This is a genomic window from Siccirubricoccus soli (assembly GCF_024178315.1).
Classification (GTDB): Bacteria; Pseudomonadota; Alphaproteobacteria; order Acetobacterales; family Acetobacteraceae; genus Siccirubricoccus; species Siccirubricoccus soli.
The window spans coordinates 43,400-57,280 of record NZ_JAMZIK010000123.1 but is presented as its reverse complement, the minus strand read 5'-3'; the positions used below and the strand labels follow the sequence as shown (position 1 = coordinate 57,280).

Here is a 13,881-nt window from a genome sequence, read left to right as displayed (position 1 = left end):
GATGACGGCGAGGTTGGTGTAGACCCGGCGGATGCAGCGCAGCCCCGTCAGCGGGTAGGTGCACTTCTCCACCAGCTTCGGCCGCCCATCCTTCGTGGTGTGCTCCATCACCACCCAGACGCGCTTGGCACCGGCGGCGAGATCCATGGCGCCGCCGACGGCCGGCGCGGTGTCGTTCTCGCCCGTCGCCCAATTCGCCAGGTCGCCATTCTCCGCCACCTCGAAGGCGCCGAGGACGCAGAGATCGATATGCCCGCCGCGGATCATCGCGAAGCTGTCGGCATGGCCGACGAAGCTGGCGCCCTTGGCGAGGGTGATGAGCTGCTTGCCGGCATTGATCAGCCAGGGGTCTTCCTGTCCCTTCTGCGGCGCCGGCCCCATGCCGATGACGCCGTTCTCGGACTGGAAGATCACCTCCCGCTCGGCGGGCACATGGTTCGCCACCAGCGTCGGGATGCCGATGCCGAGGTTGACGCACCACCCCTCCGGCACATCGGCGGCGAGGCGGGCGGCCATCTGGTCACGGGTGAAGGGCATGATCTCGTCTCCCCCTTAACGCGCTTCGGGCTTCAGCCAGTCGCCGCCGCGATCCACCTGGACCACGCGGTTCACATAGACGCCGGGCGTGCCGACCATGTGCGGATGCAGCTCCCCGAGCTCGCGGATGTGCTGCACCTGGGCGATGGTGAGATCGGCGGCCATGGCCATGATCGGGTTGAAATTGGCGCCCGAGCCCCGATAGACGAGGTTGCCCCAGCGATCGGCCTCCCAGGCCTCGATCAGCGCCACATCGGCCTTCAGGGCCTTCTCCATGACGTATTCGCGGCCGTCGAATTCCCGCGTCTCCTTGCCGCGGGCCAGCAGCGTGCCGGCCGCCGTCGCGGTGTAGAAGGCGGGGATGCCGGCGCCGGCGGCGCGGATGCGCTCGGCCAGCGTGCCCTGGGGGGTGATCTCCAGCTCGAGCTTGCCCTCGCGGTAGAGCGTCTCGAAGACCACCGGGTCGCTGCTGCGGGGGAAGGAGCAGATGATCTTCCGCACCCGGCCGACCTCCATCAGCCGCGCCACGCCGACATGCCCGCTGCCGGCATTGTTCAGCGCGATGGTGAGGTTCTTGGCGCCCTGCTCGATCAGCCCCTCGATCAGCGCATCCGGCTGGCCGACCGCGCCGAAGCCGCCGATCAGCACCGTGGAACCGTCCTTGACGCCGTCCAGGGCCTCGGCGACCGAGGCCACGATCTTGTTGATCATCCATCTCCCTCCCGGGGGTCGGTTGGAGGTACCGCCAGCAGCGGCGCCGGTCCAGCCCCCAAGGCTCGGGAGAGGTGCCGCCCCTGCCCGCCGAGGCCGGGGATGCCGTGAGGCTCGCCGGAGGCGGGAGGCTCGTGCCGGCGGCATCGAGCCATGCCCGATGCTGCGGCGGCGGCCCGGCCGGGACAAGGGGCGGTGACCGTCGTCCCCGGGTGCCCCTGCATCAGGCGGGGGGCCGGCGCCGCTACCCGGCCTTGCCCCGCATCGCGCCATTGATGGCGCCATGCGGGGCGATGGCGGCGAAGCGCGGCAGGTCCCCGGCCAGCAGCGCCTTCCCATACTCCTGCGCGGCGGCATAGGCGGCGCGCGCCAGGGCGCCGCCGACCGAGACGCGGCGCACGCCGGCGGCCGCCAGCTCCGCCAGCGGCACCAGCCCGCTGCGCGGGCCGGCCAGCACGTTCACCGGCTTCGGCGCCACCGCCTGCACCACCCGGCGGATGGCGTCCATGTCCGGCAGGGCGGGGGCGTAGAGGCAATCGGCGCCGGCCTCGGCGAAGGCGGTGAGGCGGCGGATCGTGTCCTCCAGATCCGGCCGGCCATGGAGGAAATTCTCGGCCCGCGCCGTCAGCACGAAGGGCCGGCCCAGCCCCCTGGCCGCGGCGACGGCCGCCTGCACCCGGGCCAAAGCGGCGTCGAACTCATGGATCGGCGCGGCGGGGTTGCCCGTCGTGTCCTCGATGGTGCAGCCGGCGAGGCCGGCCTCTCCGGCGGCGCGCACCGTCAGGGCGCAGTCCTCCGGCGAAGGGCCGTAGCCATCCTCGAGGTCGCCAGAGACCGGCAGATCCGTCTCGGCCAGGATGGCGGCGGCGTTGCCCACGGCCATCTCCCGCGTGATGGCGCCATCCTGCCGCCCGAAGGTCCAGGCGGCGCCGGCCGAGGTGGAGGCGAGCGCCACCGGCCCGAGCGCCGCCAACAGCCGGGCGGAGCCGGCATCCCAGGCATTGGGCAGGACGAAGCAGCCTGCGGCATGCAGGGCGACGAAGCGCTCGGCACGTTCGGCGAAACTGGTCATGGTGCGTATTCCTCCCGCAAACGGTTAGAGCCGGGGCATAGCGAAGGGATGGCCCCGGCCTGGCTGGCACCCTGCCATGATGCCCCGCCCCGGCGTCCACCGGTTCGGGCGTGGACGAAAGGATCGACCGGACCCCAGTCCCAGGACGGCCGGACCGCGCCGCCGATCTGCGGCCTGGGCGCCCCCGCCTCCGCCAGCCATGCCGAAACCGCGCCCAGGCCAGTGTCCTGCCCGCGACGTTGACTGGACCCAGCGAAAGGGGCGGACGAGCATGCTACTAAATGAAAGCCTCGCAGCCGAACACGACATCCGCGAGGCTTCGGGATCGGGACCCTAGCCATCCCCTGGCCCGTTGGTGATGCCGTGCAGCTGCATCAGGGCGGGCGGCAGACCATGCAGCGCGCGCAGGATCTGCACGGCCAGCCAGGCATCCTCCAGCGCGCCATGCAGCGTCCCCTCCCGCCCCAGGCCGCATGCGGCGGCGGCATGGGCCAGGCCGGCGCGGCGGCCGGGGCGGGCCCGGCGCCAGGCCTGCAGGGTGCAGAATTCCGCGCCCCAGGGGGCGGGCAGGTGCAGCCGCTCGAACTCGCCGCCCAGCATCCGCCGGTCGAAGGCGAGATTGTGGGCGCAGCCCATGGCGCCGGCGAAGAAACCGGCGATCTCCCCGGCATGGGCGGCGAAGGGCGGGTGCAGCGCCAGGAAGGCGTCGGACATGCCGTGCACCCGGGCGGCGCCCCAATGGCAGGGAATGCCGGGGGCGAAGGCCAGGTGCAGCGTCGCCTCCGGCTCCAGCGCCGCATCCAGCCGCACCGCGCCGAGGGAGACGACGCGGTCGCCGCAGCCGACCCCGGTGGTCTCCGTATCGAAGACCACGACGGGACCACCCGCCCAGACCAGAGCGGACGGTTCCAGGGCGGACGGCCCGGCCTCCGCCGCGGCGCTTCCCCGGCGGTGCATCAGGCGAAGCGGAACAGCCCGTTGCTGACCACCACCTTGTCCCGCTCCACCACCCGGGCGCGGAAGGCGGCGCCGCCTTCCTCCTGCCAGATCTCGGTGCGGATGGTCTCCCCGGGATAGACGGGCGAGGAGAAGCGGAGGTCCATCCGCCCGAAGCGCGCCGTGTCATAGCCGCAGAGGGTGCGCAGCAGGGCGTGGCAGACCGTGCCGAAGGTGCAGAGTCCGTGCAGGATGGGCCGCGGGAAGCCGGCCGCCTTGGCGATGGCGGGGTCGATGTGCAGCGGATTCAGGTCGCTGTTCAGGCGATAGACCAGCGCCTGCTCCGGCCGGGTGGCGAGGTCGAGCGTCAGGTCCGGCGCCCGCTCCGGCTCCGGATGCGGCCGCTTCACCGGGCCGTCCGGCCCGCCGAAGCCGCCATCGCCGCGGAGGAAGCTGGTGGAGGTGGCGGTGGCCAGCACCTCGCCGCTGGCGGCATCGATGATCTCGCGCTCCGAATACATCAGCGCGCCCTTGCCGGCGCCGCGATCGACCAGGCCGGTGACGCGGGAACGGCCGATGATCTCGCCCTCGGTCGGCAGCGGCTTGTGCAGGACGAGGCCCTGCTCGCCATGCACGATCTTCACCCAGTCGATGCCGGTGTCCGGGTTGCGGGACCAGAAGCCGGGGGAGCCGAGCACCACCGGCATGGAGGGCATGACCTTCAGCCGCGGCTCATAGACGAAGTCGAGCTGCTGCTCGTCCATCGGATCCTGGCCGAGGCCGATGGAGAAATTATACAGCGCCACATCCTGCCAGCGGAGCGTCTGGCGGACCTCCGGGATGGGGTAGTTGAGCAGCTTTTCGTAGACGATGGGCATCGGCATTCCCCCGGTTATGGGCGGGCAGTTTCCCCGCAGCCATCCGAAGGGGCAAGGCCGGGCCGGAGCGGGACCGTTCAGGGGGACGCCTGGCCCGGGGGAAGGCCCGGCGTCACCTGGTGCCCTGTCGCGGCCATGCCCTGCGAGGCCCGGGGGTCCGGCGCCTCCGGGGCTCCCTCGACGCCGCATGGCGGCGCCGAGGGAAGGTCAGGCCGCCTGGGCCAGCGGGTCCAGCTTGTAGCCGCCGCCCTCGGTCAGCAGCAGCCGGGCGCGGCTCGGATCCGGCTCGATCTTCTGCCGCAGCCGGTAGATGTGGGTTTCCAGCGTGTGCGTGGTGACGGCGCTGTTGTAGCCCCACACCTCGTTCAGCAGGATCTGCCGCGGCACCGGCCGACCGCCGGCGCGGTACAGGAATTTGAGGATGTTGCTTTCCTTGTCGGTCAGCCGAACCTTGCGGTTCCGGGCCGGCTCCAGCAGCAGCCGGGCGGCCGGGCGGAACATGTAGGGCCCGATGGTGAAGACCGCGTCCTCGGAATTGTCGAAGACGCGAAGCTGGGCGCGGACCCGGGCCAGCAGCTCATGCAACCGGAACGGTTTGGCGATGTAGTCATTCGCCCCGGCATCCAGGCCGCGGACGATGTCCTGCTCCTGGTCCTTGCCGGTCAGCATGATGACCGGCATCTTCCGGCCGTCCCGCCGCAGCTTGGCGCAGAAATCGCGGCCGTCGCCGTCCGGCAGGCCAATATCCAGCAGGATGGCATCGTAACGAGCATCCGCGCTGGACAATTTCTGCTCCGCTTCCTTGGCGCTTTCGGCCTCGTCGGCGGCAAAGTCGCCTTCCAGACTGAGCTGCTCCGCAAGTGTCGCGCGGAGCGCGGCATCATCCTCGACGATCAGGATAGGGCGGGGGGATGCCATGAAGCCTCCGGACAGACAGTAGGTTGCAAGAAAACGTGGGCTCGGCGCGGATGTTCCGCCGCCGTGGTTTGCACGCCGCGATTGAAACCATTGGGCGAGAAAACGCACCTCACGGGCGCGTATAGACAGCTACACAATATTGCGATAACGGGACAACGACTTGTGTTACAATACCTTCCCCTCAAACGGAGGTTGTAAATCCGGAGCGTCGAATTCCACTACCCACAGATCTGGGTCCCGCCGCAACTGCCGGTCTATATAGGCATCGGCGGCAGCCTGATCGACCGGGGCCTGCCCGCTGCCCCGCATCCAGGCCGGGCGGCCCGCTGCATCCCGCACCTGGCTGAGCACCACCAGCCCGTCCCGCCCCCGCAGCACGCAGAGGATGCCGCCCGAATCCGGGTCCCCCTTGCGCAGCACGGCACCGCTGCGGCCGGCGATATCCGCCAGGCGCAGCGCCATCGAGACCCAGATTCCAGCCTTCACGCGGGGTTCCATGGCCGCATAGGACTCCGCCGGGGGCAGGAAAGGCAAGCCCCATCCCCGCTTGCCCAAGCGCCCGGGCTTTGTCACATCTGCCCCGGCGTAGGAGTTCCCATGGACCAGCGGAAGATGAGTGAAGGGCAGCGCGCCTATGAGGCGAAACGCGCCGCCCGCGCGGGAATGAGCCTTGAGCGCTGGCTCGACCAGAAAGCGAAGGAAGCCGAGGCGGAGCGCGCCACGGCAGCGAAGGCGGTCGCCCCCGCGGCCGGGGCGGCGGAGAAGAAGAAGCCCGGCTTCTTCGCCCGGTTGATGGAGAAGGCGCAGAAGCCGCTCTGAGCCCTTCCCGCCCGGCGGCTCCGTGGGCCCCTGGAGCCGTCGCATTCCGGAGGCTTGGGCAGGGCTTCCGCGGCCGGATCGCGGGAGGGGACCGGGTAGCGGTGGGTTCGACAGGCGCGCCGACAGGACTCGCTGGCCGCGGCGCGGCGCCGGGCCGTCCCGGGATGCGGGCGTTCGGAGCCTGGCATGGCCAGCCATGGCGGGCAGCGCTGGCGGCCAGGGCATTACCCTACACCATGCGCAGCAGCAGCCCGTCCCGCCGGATGGCCTGGTGGAACACCACGCCGCCGACATGCAGGACCAGCAGCACCAGGATGGTCCAGCCGCCGATGGTGTGGAGCGTCTGCAATTGGCCGGCCAGGGCCTCGTTCGCCTCCATGAATTTCGGCAATTCGATGAAGCCGAGATAGGCGGTGCGCCCCTGCAGCGGGAAGCCCCAGGCATTGGTGGCGAAGAAGCCGAGCAGCGGCTGGAGCAGCAGCAGGGCGTAGAGCGCATGATGCACCGTGTTCGCGGCCAGGCGCAGCGGCGCCGGGATGCTGCCCGGCAACGGCGGCGCCCCGCGGCTCAGCCGCCAGAGCAGCCGGGCCAACACCACCAGGAACAGCGTCACCCCGGCGGATTCGTGGATGGCGTAGAACACCATCTTGGTGGCGCCTTCCTGCTTGTCCGTGACGTGCTGGATGACGAAGCCCACCGGCAGCGCCACCGCCATCAGGACCACGGTGACCCAGTGGAACCATTTCGAAACCGGGCTGTAACTCTCCATCCTGCCCCTCCCCCGATGCCGTCATGCTGCCACAGGGCGGCCCAGCCTTGCCCGACCTGATCGCCGCCCATGCTGATTGGAGCATCGACCCGCGCAAGCGCTGGCTGAGTCTCGCCCGGCGCCAGGGCCGCACCTGGCGGGCGGAGGTGCCGCGGCCGGTGGGGGCGGTGGCGGCGCTGCTGCCGGGGCTGCTGGCGGAGGGGGCGCCGGTGGCGCTCGGCCTGGACCTGCCGCTCGGCCTGCCGCGTGCCTATGCGGCGGGGTGCGAGGAGGCAGATTTCCCGGCCTTTCTCGCCGGGCTGGCGGCGCGGCCGGAATTCTTCGCGGTGAATGCCGGGCTGGAGACGGTCTGCGCCGCCAGCCCCTTCTACCCGGCGCGCGGGGTGCGGGGGATGACGCGGGCGGCGCATGCTGCGGCGCTGGGTTTTGCCGGGCCGGAGGGCCTCTCCCGCTGGTGCGACCGGGCGACGGCGGAGCGGCCGGCGGGCGCACCGCTGTTCTGGACGCTGGGCGCCAACCAATCGGGCAAGGCGGCGATCGCCGCCTGGCGGGACTGGCTGGTGCCTGCCCTGGCCACCCAGGGGCCAGGGGGCGCGCCGGTGCGGCTCTGGCCCTTCCAGGGCGGGCTGCACGCCCTGCTGGCGCCGGGCGTGGCGGTGCTGGCGGAGGTCTATCCGGCCGAGGCGCTGCGCCATTGCGGGCTGAAGCTGGCAGGCAGCAAGCGCGCCCAGGGGCCGCGCCTGGCCCTGGCCCCGGCGCTGCGGGAGGCGATGGCGGCACGACGCGTGGTGCCGAATGCGGGGCTGGAAGCCACCATCGCCGCCGGCTTCGGCACCGATGCGGCGGGGGAGGACCGGTTCGACTCGCTGATCGGGCTGCTCGGCCTGATCGGCGTGCTGGACGGGACGCGGCCGGATTTCGTGCCGGAGGATCCCTGGATCCGGCGCTGGGAGGGCTGGGTGCTGGGGCAGACGGCGCTGCCACGGCTCAGCCCGCCCGTTGCCGGTCTCGCAGCTGCCGGTAGCTGATGCGCTGGATGCCCTGCGCCTCCAGCAGGGCGGTCAGGGCGGGGTCCGCCATGCCGGCAGCATCCGCGGCGCGCAGCTCGGCGAAGCGGGGCGAATAGGCGCGCAGCTCCGGCCCATCCTCCACTGGATGGGCGAAGATCTCGGTGATGCCGGGCTGGAGATTGGGCGCGGCCTCGCGCAGCACCTCCGCCGCCGGGCGCGGCCAGGGGTAGAGCATGTGGTCGTTGCACAGGACGCCGCGCGCGGCGGCGCGGGCCCGGGCGGCCTCACCGCCGATCCTGGCCTCCGCCGCGCCCAGGATGCGGACGGGCAGGCGGTGGGCCGAAGCAAGGTCGAGATAGACCTCGAACAGATCCTCCCGCATCTGCAGCACGTTCATGTGCAGGTCGAGATGGGTGACGTCGACGCCCCAGGCGAGGGCGGCCGCGATCTGCGCCGCGCCCTCGGCCTGCGCCTCGGCGGCGTCCAGCGCGGCGATGGCGGCTTCGGTGGTAGGATGGCAGAAGCCCGCCGCATCGCGCAGCGAGGCGCCCGCGGTGAGCGGGCGCCAGCGACAGGCCGGGTATTCGCTGGTGTAGGTGAGGTGGATGCCGAGCGGATAGCTGCGGCAGAGCTGCACCGCCTCCGGCGCCCAGGGGCAGGGCACCATGAGCGAGGCGCTGGTGGCCACGCCCCGCGCCAGGGCGCGATGGATGGCGAGGTTGGCGGCGTGGCTGACGCCGAGATCGTCGCAATTGATGATCAGGAGACAGGACATGCGGCTCAGCCTTTCGAGACGGACACTGCACTCTCTCGCATTCGGCAACCATGCGCTTGGGCCTCGCAGGTCGAACCTGCAGACTCAAGGCTTCCAGGGGCCGCGCGGCCCTTTGCGGGGTTGGACGCGCTGCGTCCAACGTGAGAGGAAGGGGCAGAGCCCTTGCTCAGCACCGCCTCAGGCCACGAAGTCGATGGTCGTATTCACCGCCACCTTCGCCGGCACCCGCAGGATGCCCGCCGCCATCGCCGCCTGCACCCGCGCCATCATCAGGCAGCGCGCGGCTTCCGCCACATCCTTCACCTTCAGCCCCAGCAGCGCCATGTAGTCGCCGCGCCCCGCCGGGTTGGGCGCCGCGTTGCCGAGCTCCGCCGCCACCGCGGCATGCGGCGCGGCTTCCACCGCCGCATCCTTCACCCTCAGCACGGCGCGCCCGTCCTCGCGCATCGTCACCGCCTCGGCGCCGAACATGCGGCGGAACTGCGCCGCCTGGCGTTCCGGGTCCCGCACCGAGAGCAGCACGCGGGCAATGCCCAGCGTGCCGTTCGGATGCTCCTGCCATTCGGGGCGCCAGACATGCTCCGGCGTCATATGCTCGCACCAGTAGAGGCGGCCATCGAAAGCGGCGGCGCGGTCCAGCCGCACCACCTTGAACTTCGCATCGCCCTGGGTGCCATCCGGCAGTTCGACCGGGCGATTGAAGGATTGCGCCGGCTGCGCCGGCACGCCATTGGCGCGCAGCCGCGCCTCCAGCGCCTCCGACTCCCCGTCCCAGGCGCGGAAGACCAAGCCGTTCAGCCCCTGCGGGAAGGGCGCAATATCCGGCCGCAGCTTGCCGCCCGGCACGTCGGTGCCCAGCAGCTCCAGATAGTCCGTGCCGAACACCGCAAGATGGTTGGCCGAGCCCAGGCTGTGCTTCCCCATCGGCGTCAGCTGGAAGCCGAGGCGGCGGAAGGTCTCCGCGCCCTCCGCCATCCGGTCGCGGACATCGACGACGACGTGGTCGATCTGCAGCACGCCCATGCTCAGCCATTCCTTCGCTTGTAGAGCCCAGCCGCCTCCGCGGCCTGGGCCATCATCGCGACGAAGAGCTCCAGCGTCGGCACCTTCACGCCCTTCTCCCGCGCCAGGCGCAGCGGCACCTGGTAGAGAGAGTCGACCTCCATCGGCCGCCCTGCCTCCAGATCCTGCAGGATGGAGGGCTTGTGCGGCAGGGTGGCGGAGAGCGCGATCCAGTCCTCCGCCGTGCCCCGCAGCGTCCGGCCATGCGCGAGGGCGATCGCCATGCCTTCCTCCACCAGCCGGGTGCAGGCAGCGCGCAGCACGGGATCCGACAGCATGTCCTGCATGTGCCGCCGCGTGAGCATGCAGGCAGGACCGGAGGAGAAATTGTTCAGCAGCTTCGCCCAGACATCGCTGCGGATGTCCTGGCTGACGCTGCAGGCCATGCCGCCCGCCTTGAAGGCGCGCGCCAGCGCCTGGGCGCGGTCGCTCACCCTGCCGTCAGGCTCGCCGAGGATCAGCTTGCTGGTGCGGCTGGTCACTTCGACGACACCGGGCGCCTTCACATTGCAGGCAGAATAGATCACGCCGCCGATGGCGCGCTGCGGGCCGATGGCGTTCCACACGGCGTCGCCCGGATCGACCTCCGGCACGCGGCGACCGTCCTCCGGCCCGCCATGGGCGTGGAAGTACCACCAGGGAATGCCGTTCATCACGAAGGCGACGGGCGTCTCGGGCCCCAGCAGGGGCGCGATGCCGACGGCGACGGAAGGCAGGGCCGGCGCCTTGGTGCAGACCAGCACCGCATCCTGCAGCCCGAGCGCGGCGGGGTCGGACTCCGCGCGCGGCTGCACATGCATCTCCCGGTCGGCGGCCAGCACGCGGAGGCCATGGGCGCGGATCGCCTCGAGCTGCGCGCCGCGGGCGACGACCGAGACCTCCGCCCCGCCGCTGGCCAGCCGCCCGGCAAGGTGGCCGCCGATGGCGCCGGCGCCGTAGATGCAGATCTTCACGCTTCCGCCCCTTCCGGCAGGGCGTAGAGCCCGGCGGAGATGGCGGCGCGCGTCGCCAGCGCGACGATGCGGGTGAGGTTCGGCACCGCCACGCCGTTGCTGCGCGCGATGTGCAGCGGGGCGCGGAACATGGTGGCGACCTCCATCATCTTGCCCGCTTCCAGATCCTGCAGGATGGAGGGCTTGTGGGCGAGCTTCGCCGAGCGCTCGATGCGCGCTTCCGGCGCATCGCCTGGAATCTCGATGCCCTCGGAGGCAGCGATGGCGGTGACCTCCCGCATCATCTCCACCGCCAGGCCGCGCACCGAGGTGCTGCCCAGCACATCCGCCATGCCGGCGCGGCCGAGGATGCAGAGCGGGCCGGAGACGAGGTTGCCCATCAGCTTGGTCCAGACGGCCTTGCGGATATCCGGCACCACCGGCGCCGGCAGGCCGCCCGCGGCAATCGCCGCGCCCAGCCGCTCCACGCGGGGGGTGAGGCTGCCATCCAGCTCCCCAAGGATGACGCGGCCATCGGCGGTTTCCACATGCACCACCCCGGGCTCCAGCACCTCGCTGGCCGAATAGACCACGCCGCCGATGGTGCGCCGCACGCCGATGGCGGTGCGCACGGCATTGCCGGGGTCGAGCTCCGGCAGGATCTCGCCCTCGCGCGGGGTGCGGGCGCGGTACCACCAGGGGATGCCGTTCATCACGAAGGCGACGGGCGTCTCGGGCCCCAGCAGCGGCGCGATGGTGGCGGCGACGGAGGGCAGGGAAGGCGCCTTGGTGGTGACGATGACGTAGTCCTGCGGGCCGAGCTCCGCCGGATCCGCCGCCGCGCGCGGCCGGCACCGCAGCGTGCCGTCCGGGGCGTGCATCGTCAGCCCCTTGGCGCGGATGGCCTCCAGGATCGCGCCGCGGGCGAGGACGGAGACCTCCGCCCCGCCCTTGGCGAGGCGTGCGGCGATGACGCCGCCGATCGCCCCGGCGCCGAAGATGCAGACCTTCATGCGATGTGTTCCTTCAGCCGCGCCAGCATGGCGGCGCCAGCGGTGACGATGCGTTCCACGATGCGCGCGCCATGCGCGGCATTGCCCGGCCGGCTGTCGGCGCAGGCGACGCCGCCCGGCGCCACCTCCTCCACCTCGGTCGGCAGGGTGAAGGCGACGCCCTCGATCCTCACCGTGGCGAAATCCGCGACCGGCAGGCCGTAGATCGGCGGCACGGCCTGCTTCTCCCGCGCCTTCTCCGGCCGGCAGAGATCCGGCCGCAGATGCTGGGCGACGGACCAGACCGGGTCGCCGCCATGGCCGAAGCTTGCCGCCGCGCCGCCGAATTCCTGATGCAGCGCGCCGGCGACGCGCCAGAGATGCAGCACGGGCAGGCGCAGGTCATGCTTCCGCCGCAGCACCCGCACCGCCGCATCGCAGGGCGCGATGGAGCCGGCATGGCCGTTCACCAGCAGGATGCGCCGCGTGCCGGTGCGGATGAGGTTGCCGCACACCTCCTCCACCACCGTCTGCAAGGTGGCAGGGGTCAGCACGATCCCACCCGGGACGAACGAAAAGAAATCCTCGCCGCCGAAGGGGATGGGGGGCAGCACCAGCGCATCCGTGCCCGCCGCGCCGGCGGCTTCGGCGATGCGCAGCGCGATCTCCTCGGCCAGCAGGAAATCGCCCATCGGCGCCTGCGGCCCGTGCGTCTCCAGGCTGCCGAGCGGCAACAGCACGGAAGCGCCGGCGGCGAGGCGGGCGGCAACCTCGGGCGCGGTCAGCTCGGCGATGCGGCGGCTCACGCCAGAATCTCGAGCGCGATGCGCGACAGCGCCTGCACGCCAAGCCCGATGCAGCGCTCATCCGGCTGGTAGTCGTGATTGTGCAGATGATCGCGGCGCCCAGGCGCGCCGCTGCCGATGCGGAGCTGGAAGGCCGGCACGCGCTCCGCGAACTCCGCGAAATCCTCGGCGCCCATGCTCGGCTTGCCCTCCGCCACCACCTCGCCGAATTGTGCGCGGACGGCGGAGACGGCCGGGTCCAGCACGCTGTCCGCATTGATCAGCGGCGGTACGCCGCGGCGATAGGCCAGCGCGCAGCGGACGCGGTGCATCGCCTCCAGCCCTGCCGCCAGGCGCTTCAGCGCGGCCTCGGCGGTGTCGCGCGCCGCCGTGCTCAGCGTGCGCACCGTGCCGCGCAGCTCCACGCTCTCCGGGATGATGTTGGGCGCGGTGCCGCCATGGATCATGCCGATGGTGACGACGGCCGGGTGCAGCGGGTCGATCTCGCGGCTCACCACGGTCTGCGCATTGGCGATGAAGGCGCCGGCGGCGACGATCGGGTCGATCGCCACTTCCGGATGCGCGGCATGGCCGCTCTTGCCGGTGATGACCAGGTCGAAGCGGTCCGCCGCGGCCAGGGTGGCGCCGCGGACATAGCCGAAGCGGCCGACCGGCATGTCCGGCTGGTTGTGGAAGCCGAGCGCCATGTCCACGCCTTCCAGCACCCCATCCGCCACCATCGCCGCGGCGCCGCCCAGCGCCTCCTCGGCCGGCTGGAAGACCAGCTTCACCCGGCCGGCCAGCTGCGGCGCCAGCGCCTTCAACACCTCGGCAACGCCGAGCAGCGTCGTCGTGTGGATGTCGTGGCCGCAGGCATGCATCTTGCCGTCCACCTGGCTGGCGAAGGGCAGGCCCGTCGCCTCATGGATCGGCAGCGCGTCCATGTCGGCGCGGATGGCCAGGGTCGGGCCCGGGCGCCCGCCCTCGATCACGCCGACGACGCCGGTCCTGCCGATGCCTGTCCGGTGCGGGATGCCCATCCGGGCCAGCTCCGCCGCCACGATGCCGGCGGTCCGCACCTCCTCGAAGGCCAGTTCCGGATGGGCGTGGATGTCGCGGCGCAGCTCGACGAGGCGTGGCTCCAGCGCCTCGGCCGCGGCGCGGATGCGGGTTTCAGGGTCGTTCAGCAGCCGGTCGGCCATGGGATATCCTGCGCGGATGGGGTCGGGCGGCGAGGATTACGGGAAGCCTACTGGGATACAAGAGCCGGATTGTCGCAGCGCAACAAAGCCTTGCAACGCCTTGCGGGCCGCGGCGCCGCTTGCCCGTTGGGACAATCCCATGCCATAGGACCGCCACATCCGACCGGGGGGAAGATGTCCGGGACGCTGCCGCGCGAAGCTGTTGTAGCGGGCGGTGCCGCACAGGCGGCACTGTCGCCGCTGGCGTGCGGCCAGGCCGGTTCCGTTCGGCCGCTGCTTCTTCCCCGCGCCGCCGGCGGCATCGCGTGTTTCGTCACGCTTGCCCGCACGCCCGAGTTGCATCCCCGCTTCAGGCAGGCGAGGGGTGCCGGCAGGCGCCGCCCGGCACGGAATGCGGCCATGGCCGGCCCTGCCACTATGGCAGGGCTGCGCCGCGGCCTACGGGGCGGGATGGCCAGGCGCTGCCGTCCCGCCGAAGCCGTA

The 13,881-nt window shown here is 71.7% G+C and carries 16 protein-coding genes; 2 read left to right on the top strand and 14 right to left on the bottom strand.

The genetic code is table 11. From position 1 onward, the window contains the following. The 7 genes from NJ376_RS19380 to NJ376_RS19350 form a co-directional block, all read right to left on the bottom strand. Window positions 1–537: 3-oxoacid CoA-transferase subunit B (locus NJ376_RS19380; RefSeq protein ID WP_252954934.1), on the bottom strand; the 537-nt coding region annotated here is incomplete at its 3' end. 15 nt (window positions 538–552) lie between these two features. After that, on the bottom strand, window positions 553–1,248 hold the full coding sequence (locus NJ376_RS19375) for a 3-oxoacid CoA-transferase subunit A (RefSeq protein ID WP_252954933.1): 696 nt from the start codon (window positions 1,246–1,248) through the stop codon (window positions 553–555). 244 nt (window positions 1,249–1,492) lie between these two features. Continuing rightward, window positions 1,493–2,320: an isocitrate lyase/PEP mutase family protein gene (locus NJ376_RS19370; RefSeq protein ID WP_252954932.1), complete on the bottom strand. Its 828-nt coding sequence runs from the start codon at window positions 2,318–2,320 to the stop codon at window positions 1,493–1,495. 333 nt (window positions 2,321–2,653) lie between these two features. Beyond that, the gene (locus NJ376_RS19365) at window positions 2,654–3,193 is read right to left on the bottom strand and encodes a 3'-5' exonuclease (protein WP_252954931.1); all 540 of its coding nucleotides are present in this window, start codon (window positions 3,191–3,193) and stop codon (window positions 2,654–2,656) included. 83 nt (window positions 3,194–3,276) lie between these two features. After that, window positions 3,277–4,134 (bottom strand): MaoC family dehydratase, encoded by an 858-nt coding sequence (locus NJ376_RS19360; protein WP_252954930.1) that lies wholly within the window; start codon window positions 4,132–4,134, stop codon window positions 3,277–3,279. Between the two features lie 207 nt (window positions 4,135–4,341). Next, complete coding sequence (locus tag NJ376_RS19355) at window positions 4,342–5,052, bottom strand: response regulator transcription factor (RefSeq protein WP_252954929.1); 711 nt, start codon at window positions 5,050–5,052, stop codon at window positions 4,342–4,344. Between the two features lie 165 nt (window positions 5,053–5,217). Then, a complete protein-coding gene (locus NJ376_RS19350) occupies window positions 5,218–5,550 on the bottom strand; it encodes a DUF1491 family protein (RefSeq protein WP_252954928.1) in 333 nt (110 codons plus the stop codon). A 99-nt stretch (window positions 5,551–5,649) separates the two neighbouring features. Between NJ376_RS19350 and NJ376_RS19345 the strand changes: the two genes are divergently transcribed. Next, the gene (locus NJ376_RS19345) at window positions 5,650–5,871 is read left to right on the top strand and encodes a hypothetical protein (RefSeq protein WP_252954927.1); all 222 of its coding nucleotides are present in this window, start codon (window positions 5,650–5,652) and stop codon (window positions 5,869–5,871) included. A gap of 229 nt (window positions 5,872–6,100) precedes the next feature. Here NJ376_RS19345 and NJ376_RS19340 read toward each other — a convergent pair whose 3' ends face one another. Further along, window positions 6,101–6,640: a cytochrome b gene (locus tag NJ376_RS19340; protein WP_252954926.1), complete on the bottom strand. Its 540-nt coding sequence runs from the start codon at window positions 6,638–6,640 to the stop codon at window positions 6,101–6,103. Window positions 6,641–6,687: 47 nt separating this feature from the next. On the opposite strand from NJ376_RS19340, the gene NJ376_RS19335 reads away from it, so the two are divergent. After that, window positions 6,688–7,668 (top strand): hypothetical protein, encoded by a 981-nt coding sequence (locus tag NJ376_RS19335; protein WP_252954925.1) that lies wholly within the window; start codon window positions 6,688–6,690, stop codon window positions 7,666–7,668. On the opposite strand, the gene NJ376_RS19330 is transcribed toward NJ376_RS19335, so the two are convergent. From NJ376_RS19330 to NJ376_RS19305, 6 genes are all read right to left on the bottom strand, one after another. Continuing rightward, window positions 7,628–8,425 carry a ChbG/HpnK family deacetylase gene (locus NJ376_RS19330; protein WP_252954924.1) on the bottom strand — a complete coding sequence of 266 codons (798 nt, stop codon included), beginning with the start codon at window positions 8,423–8,425 and terminating at the stop codon, window positions 7,628–7,630. The genes NJ376_RS19335 and NJ376_RS19330 overlap by 41 nt on opposite strands. 177 nt (window positions 8,426–8,602) lie before the next feature. Then, window positions 8,603–9,448 (bottom strand): VOC family protein, encoded by an 846-nt coding sequence (locus tag NJ376_RS19325; RefSeq protein WP_252954923.1) that lies wholly within the window; start codon window positions 9,446–9,448, stop codon window positions 8,603–8,605. Window positions 9,449–9,450: 2 nt separating this feature from the next. Further along, entirely contained in the window at window positions 9,451–10,440 is a 990-nt protein-coding gene (locus NJ376_RS19320) for a ketopantoate reductase family protein (RefSeq protein ID WP_252954922.1), read from the bottom strand. Then, on the bottom strand, window positions 10,437–11,432 hold the full coding sequence (locus NJ376_RS19315; RefSeq protein ID WP_252954921.1) for a ketopantoate reductase family protein: 996 nt from the start codon (window positions 11,430–11,432) through the stop codon (window positions 10,437–10,439). The genes NJ376_RS19320 and NJ376_RS19315 overlap by 4 nt, the downstream gene beginning before the upstream one ends. Beyond that, window positions 11,429–12,217, bottom strand: a complete 789-nt coding sequence (locus tag NJ376_RS19310; RefSeq protein ID WP_252954920.1) for a creatininase family protein — start codon at window positions 12,215–12,217, stop codon at window positions 11,429–11,431. The genes NJ376_RS19315 and NJ376_RS19310 overlap by 4 nt, the downstream gene beginning before the upstream one ends. Continuing rightward, complete coding sequence (locus NJ376_RS19305) at window positions 12,214–13,398, bottom strand: M20 metallopeptidase family protein (protein WP_252954919.1); 1,185 nt, start codon at window positions 13,396–13,398, stop codon at window positions 12,214–12,216. Before NJ376_RS19305 ends, NJ376_RS19310 begins: the two co-directional genes overlap by 4 nt. Window positions 13,399–13,881: the final 483 nt, after the last annotated feature.

Excerpts from the sequence above, each read along its gene's own strand:
- NJ376_RS19360 (WP_252954930.1), bottom strand. The coding sequence starts at position 4,134 with ATGCCCATCGTCTACGAAAAGCTGCTCAACTACCCCATCCCGGAGGTC.
- NJ376_RS19370 (WP_252954932.1), bottom strand. The coding sequence starts at position 2,320 with ATGACCAGTTTCGCCGAACGTGCCGAGCGCTTCGTCGCCCTGCATGCC.
- NJ376_RS19315 (WP_252954921.1), bottom strand. The coding sequence starts at position 11,432 with ATGAAGGTCTGCATCTTCGGCGCCGGGGCGATCGGCGGCGTCATCGCC.
- NJ376_RS19305 (WP_252954919.1), bottom strand. The coding sequence starts at position 13,398 with ATGGCCGACCGGCTGCTGAACGACCCTGAAACCCGCATCCGCGCCGCG.
- NJ376_RS19345 (WP_252954927.1), top strand. The coding sequence starts at position 5,650 with ATGGACCAGCGGAAGATGAGTGAAGGGCAGCGCGCCTATGAGGCGAAA.
- NJ376_RS19350 (WP_252954928.1), bottom strand. The coding sequence starts at position 5,550 with ATGGAACCCCGCGTGAAGGCTGGAATCTGGGTCTCGATGGCGCTGCGC.
- NJ376_RS19355 (WP_252954929.1), bottom strand. The coding sequence starts at position 5,052 with ATGGCATCCCCCCGCCCTATCCTGATCGTCGAGGATGATGCCGCGCTC.
- NJ376_RS19330 (WP_252954924.1), bottom strand. The coding sequence starts at position 8,425 with ATGTCCTGTCTCCTGATCATCAATTGCGACGATCTCGGCGTCAGCCAC.
- NJ376_RS19340 (WP_252954926.1), bottom strand. The coding sequence starts at position 6,640 with ATGGAGAGTTACAGCCCGGTTTCGAAATGGTTCCACTGGGTCACCGTG.
- NJ376_RS19325 (WP_252954923.1), bottom strand. The coding sequence starts at position 9,448 with ATGGGCGTGCTGCAGATCGACCACGTCGTCGTCGATGTCCGCGACCGG.
- NJ376_RS19375 (WP_252954933.1), bottom strand. The coding sequence starts at position 1,248 with ATGATCAACAAGATCGTGGCCTCGGTCGCCGAGGCCCTGGACGGCGTC.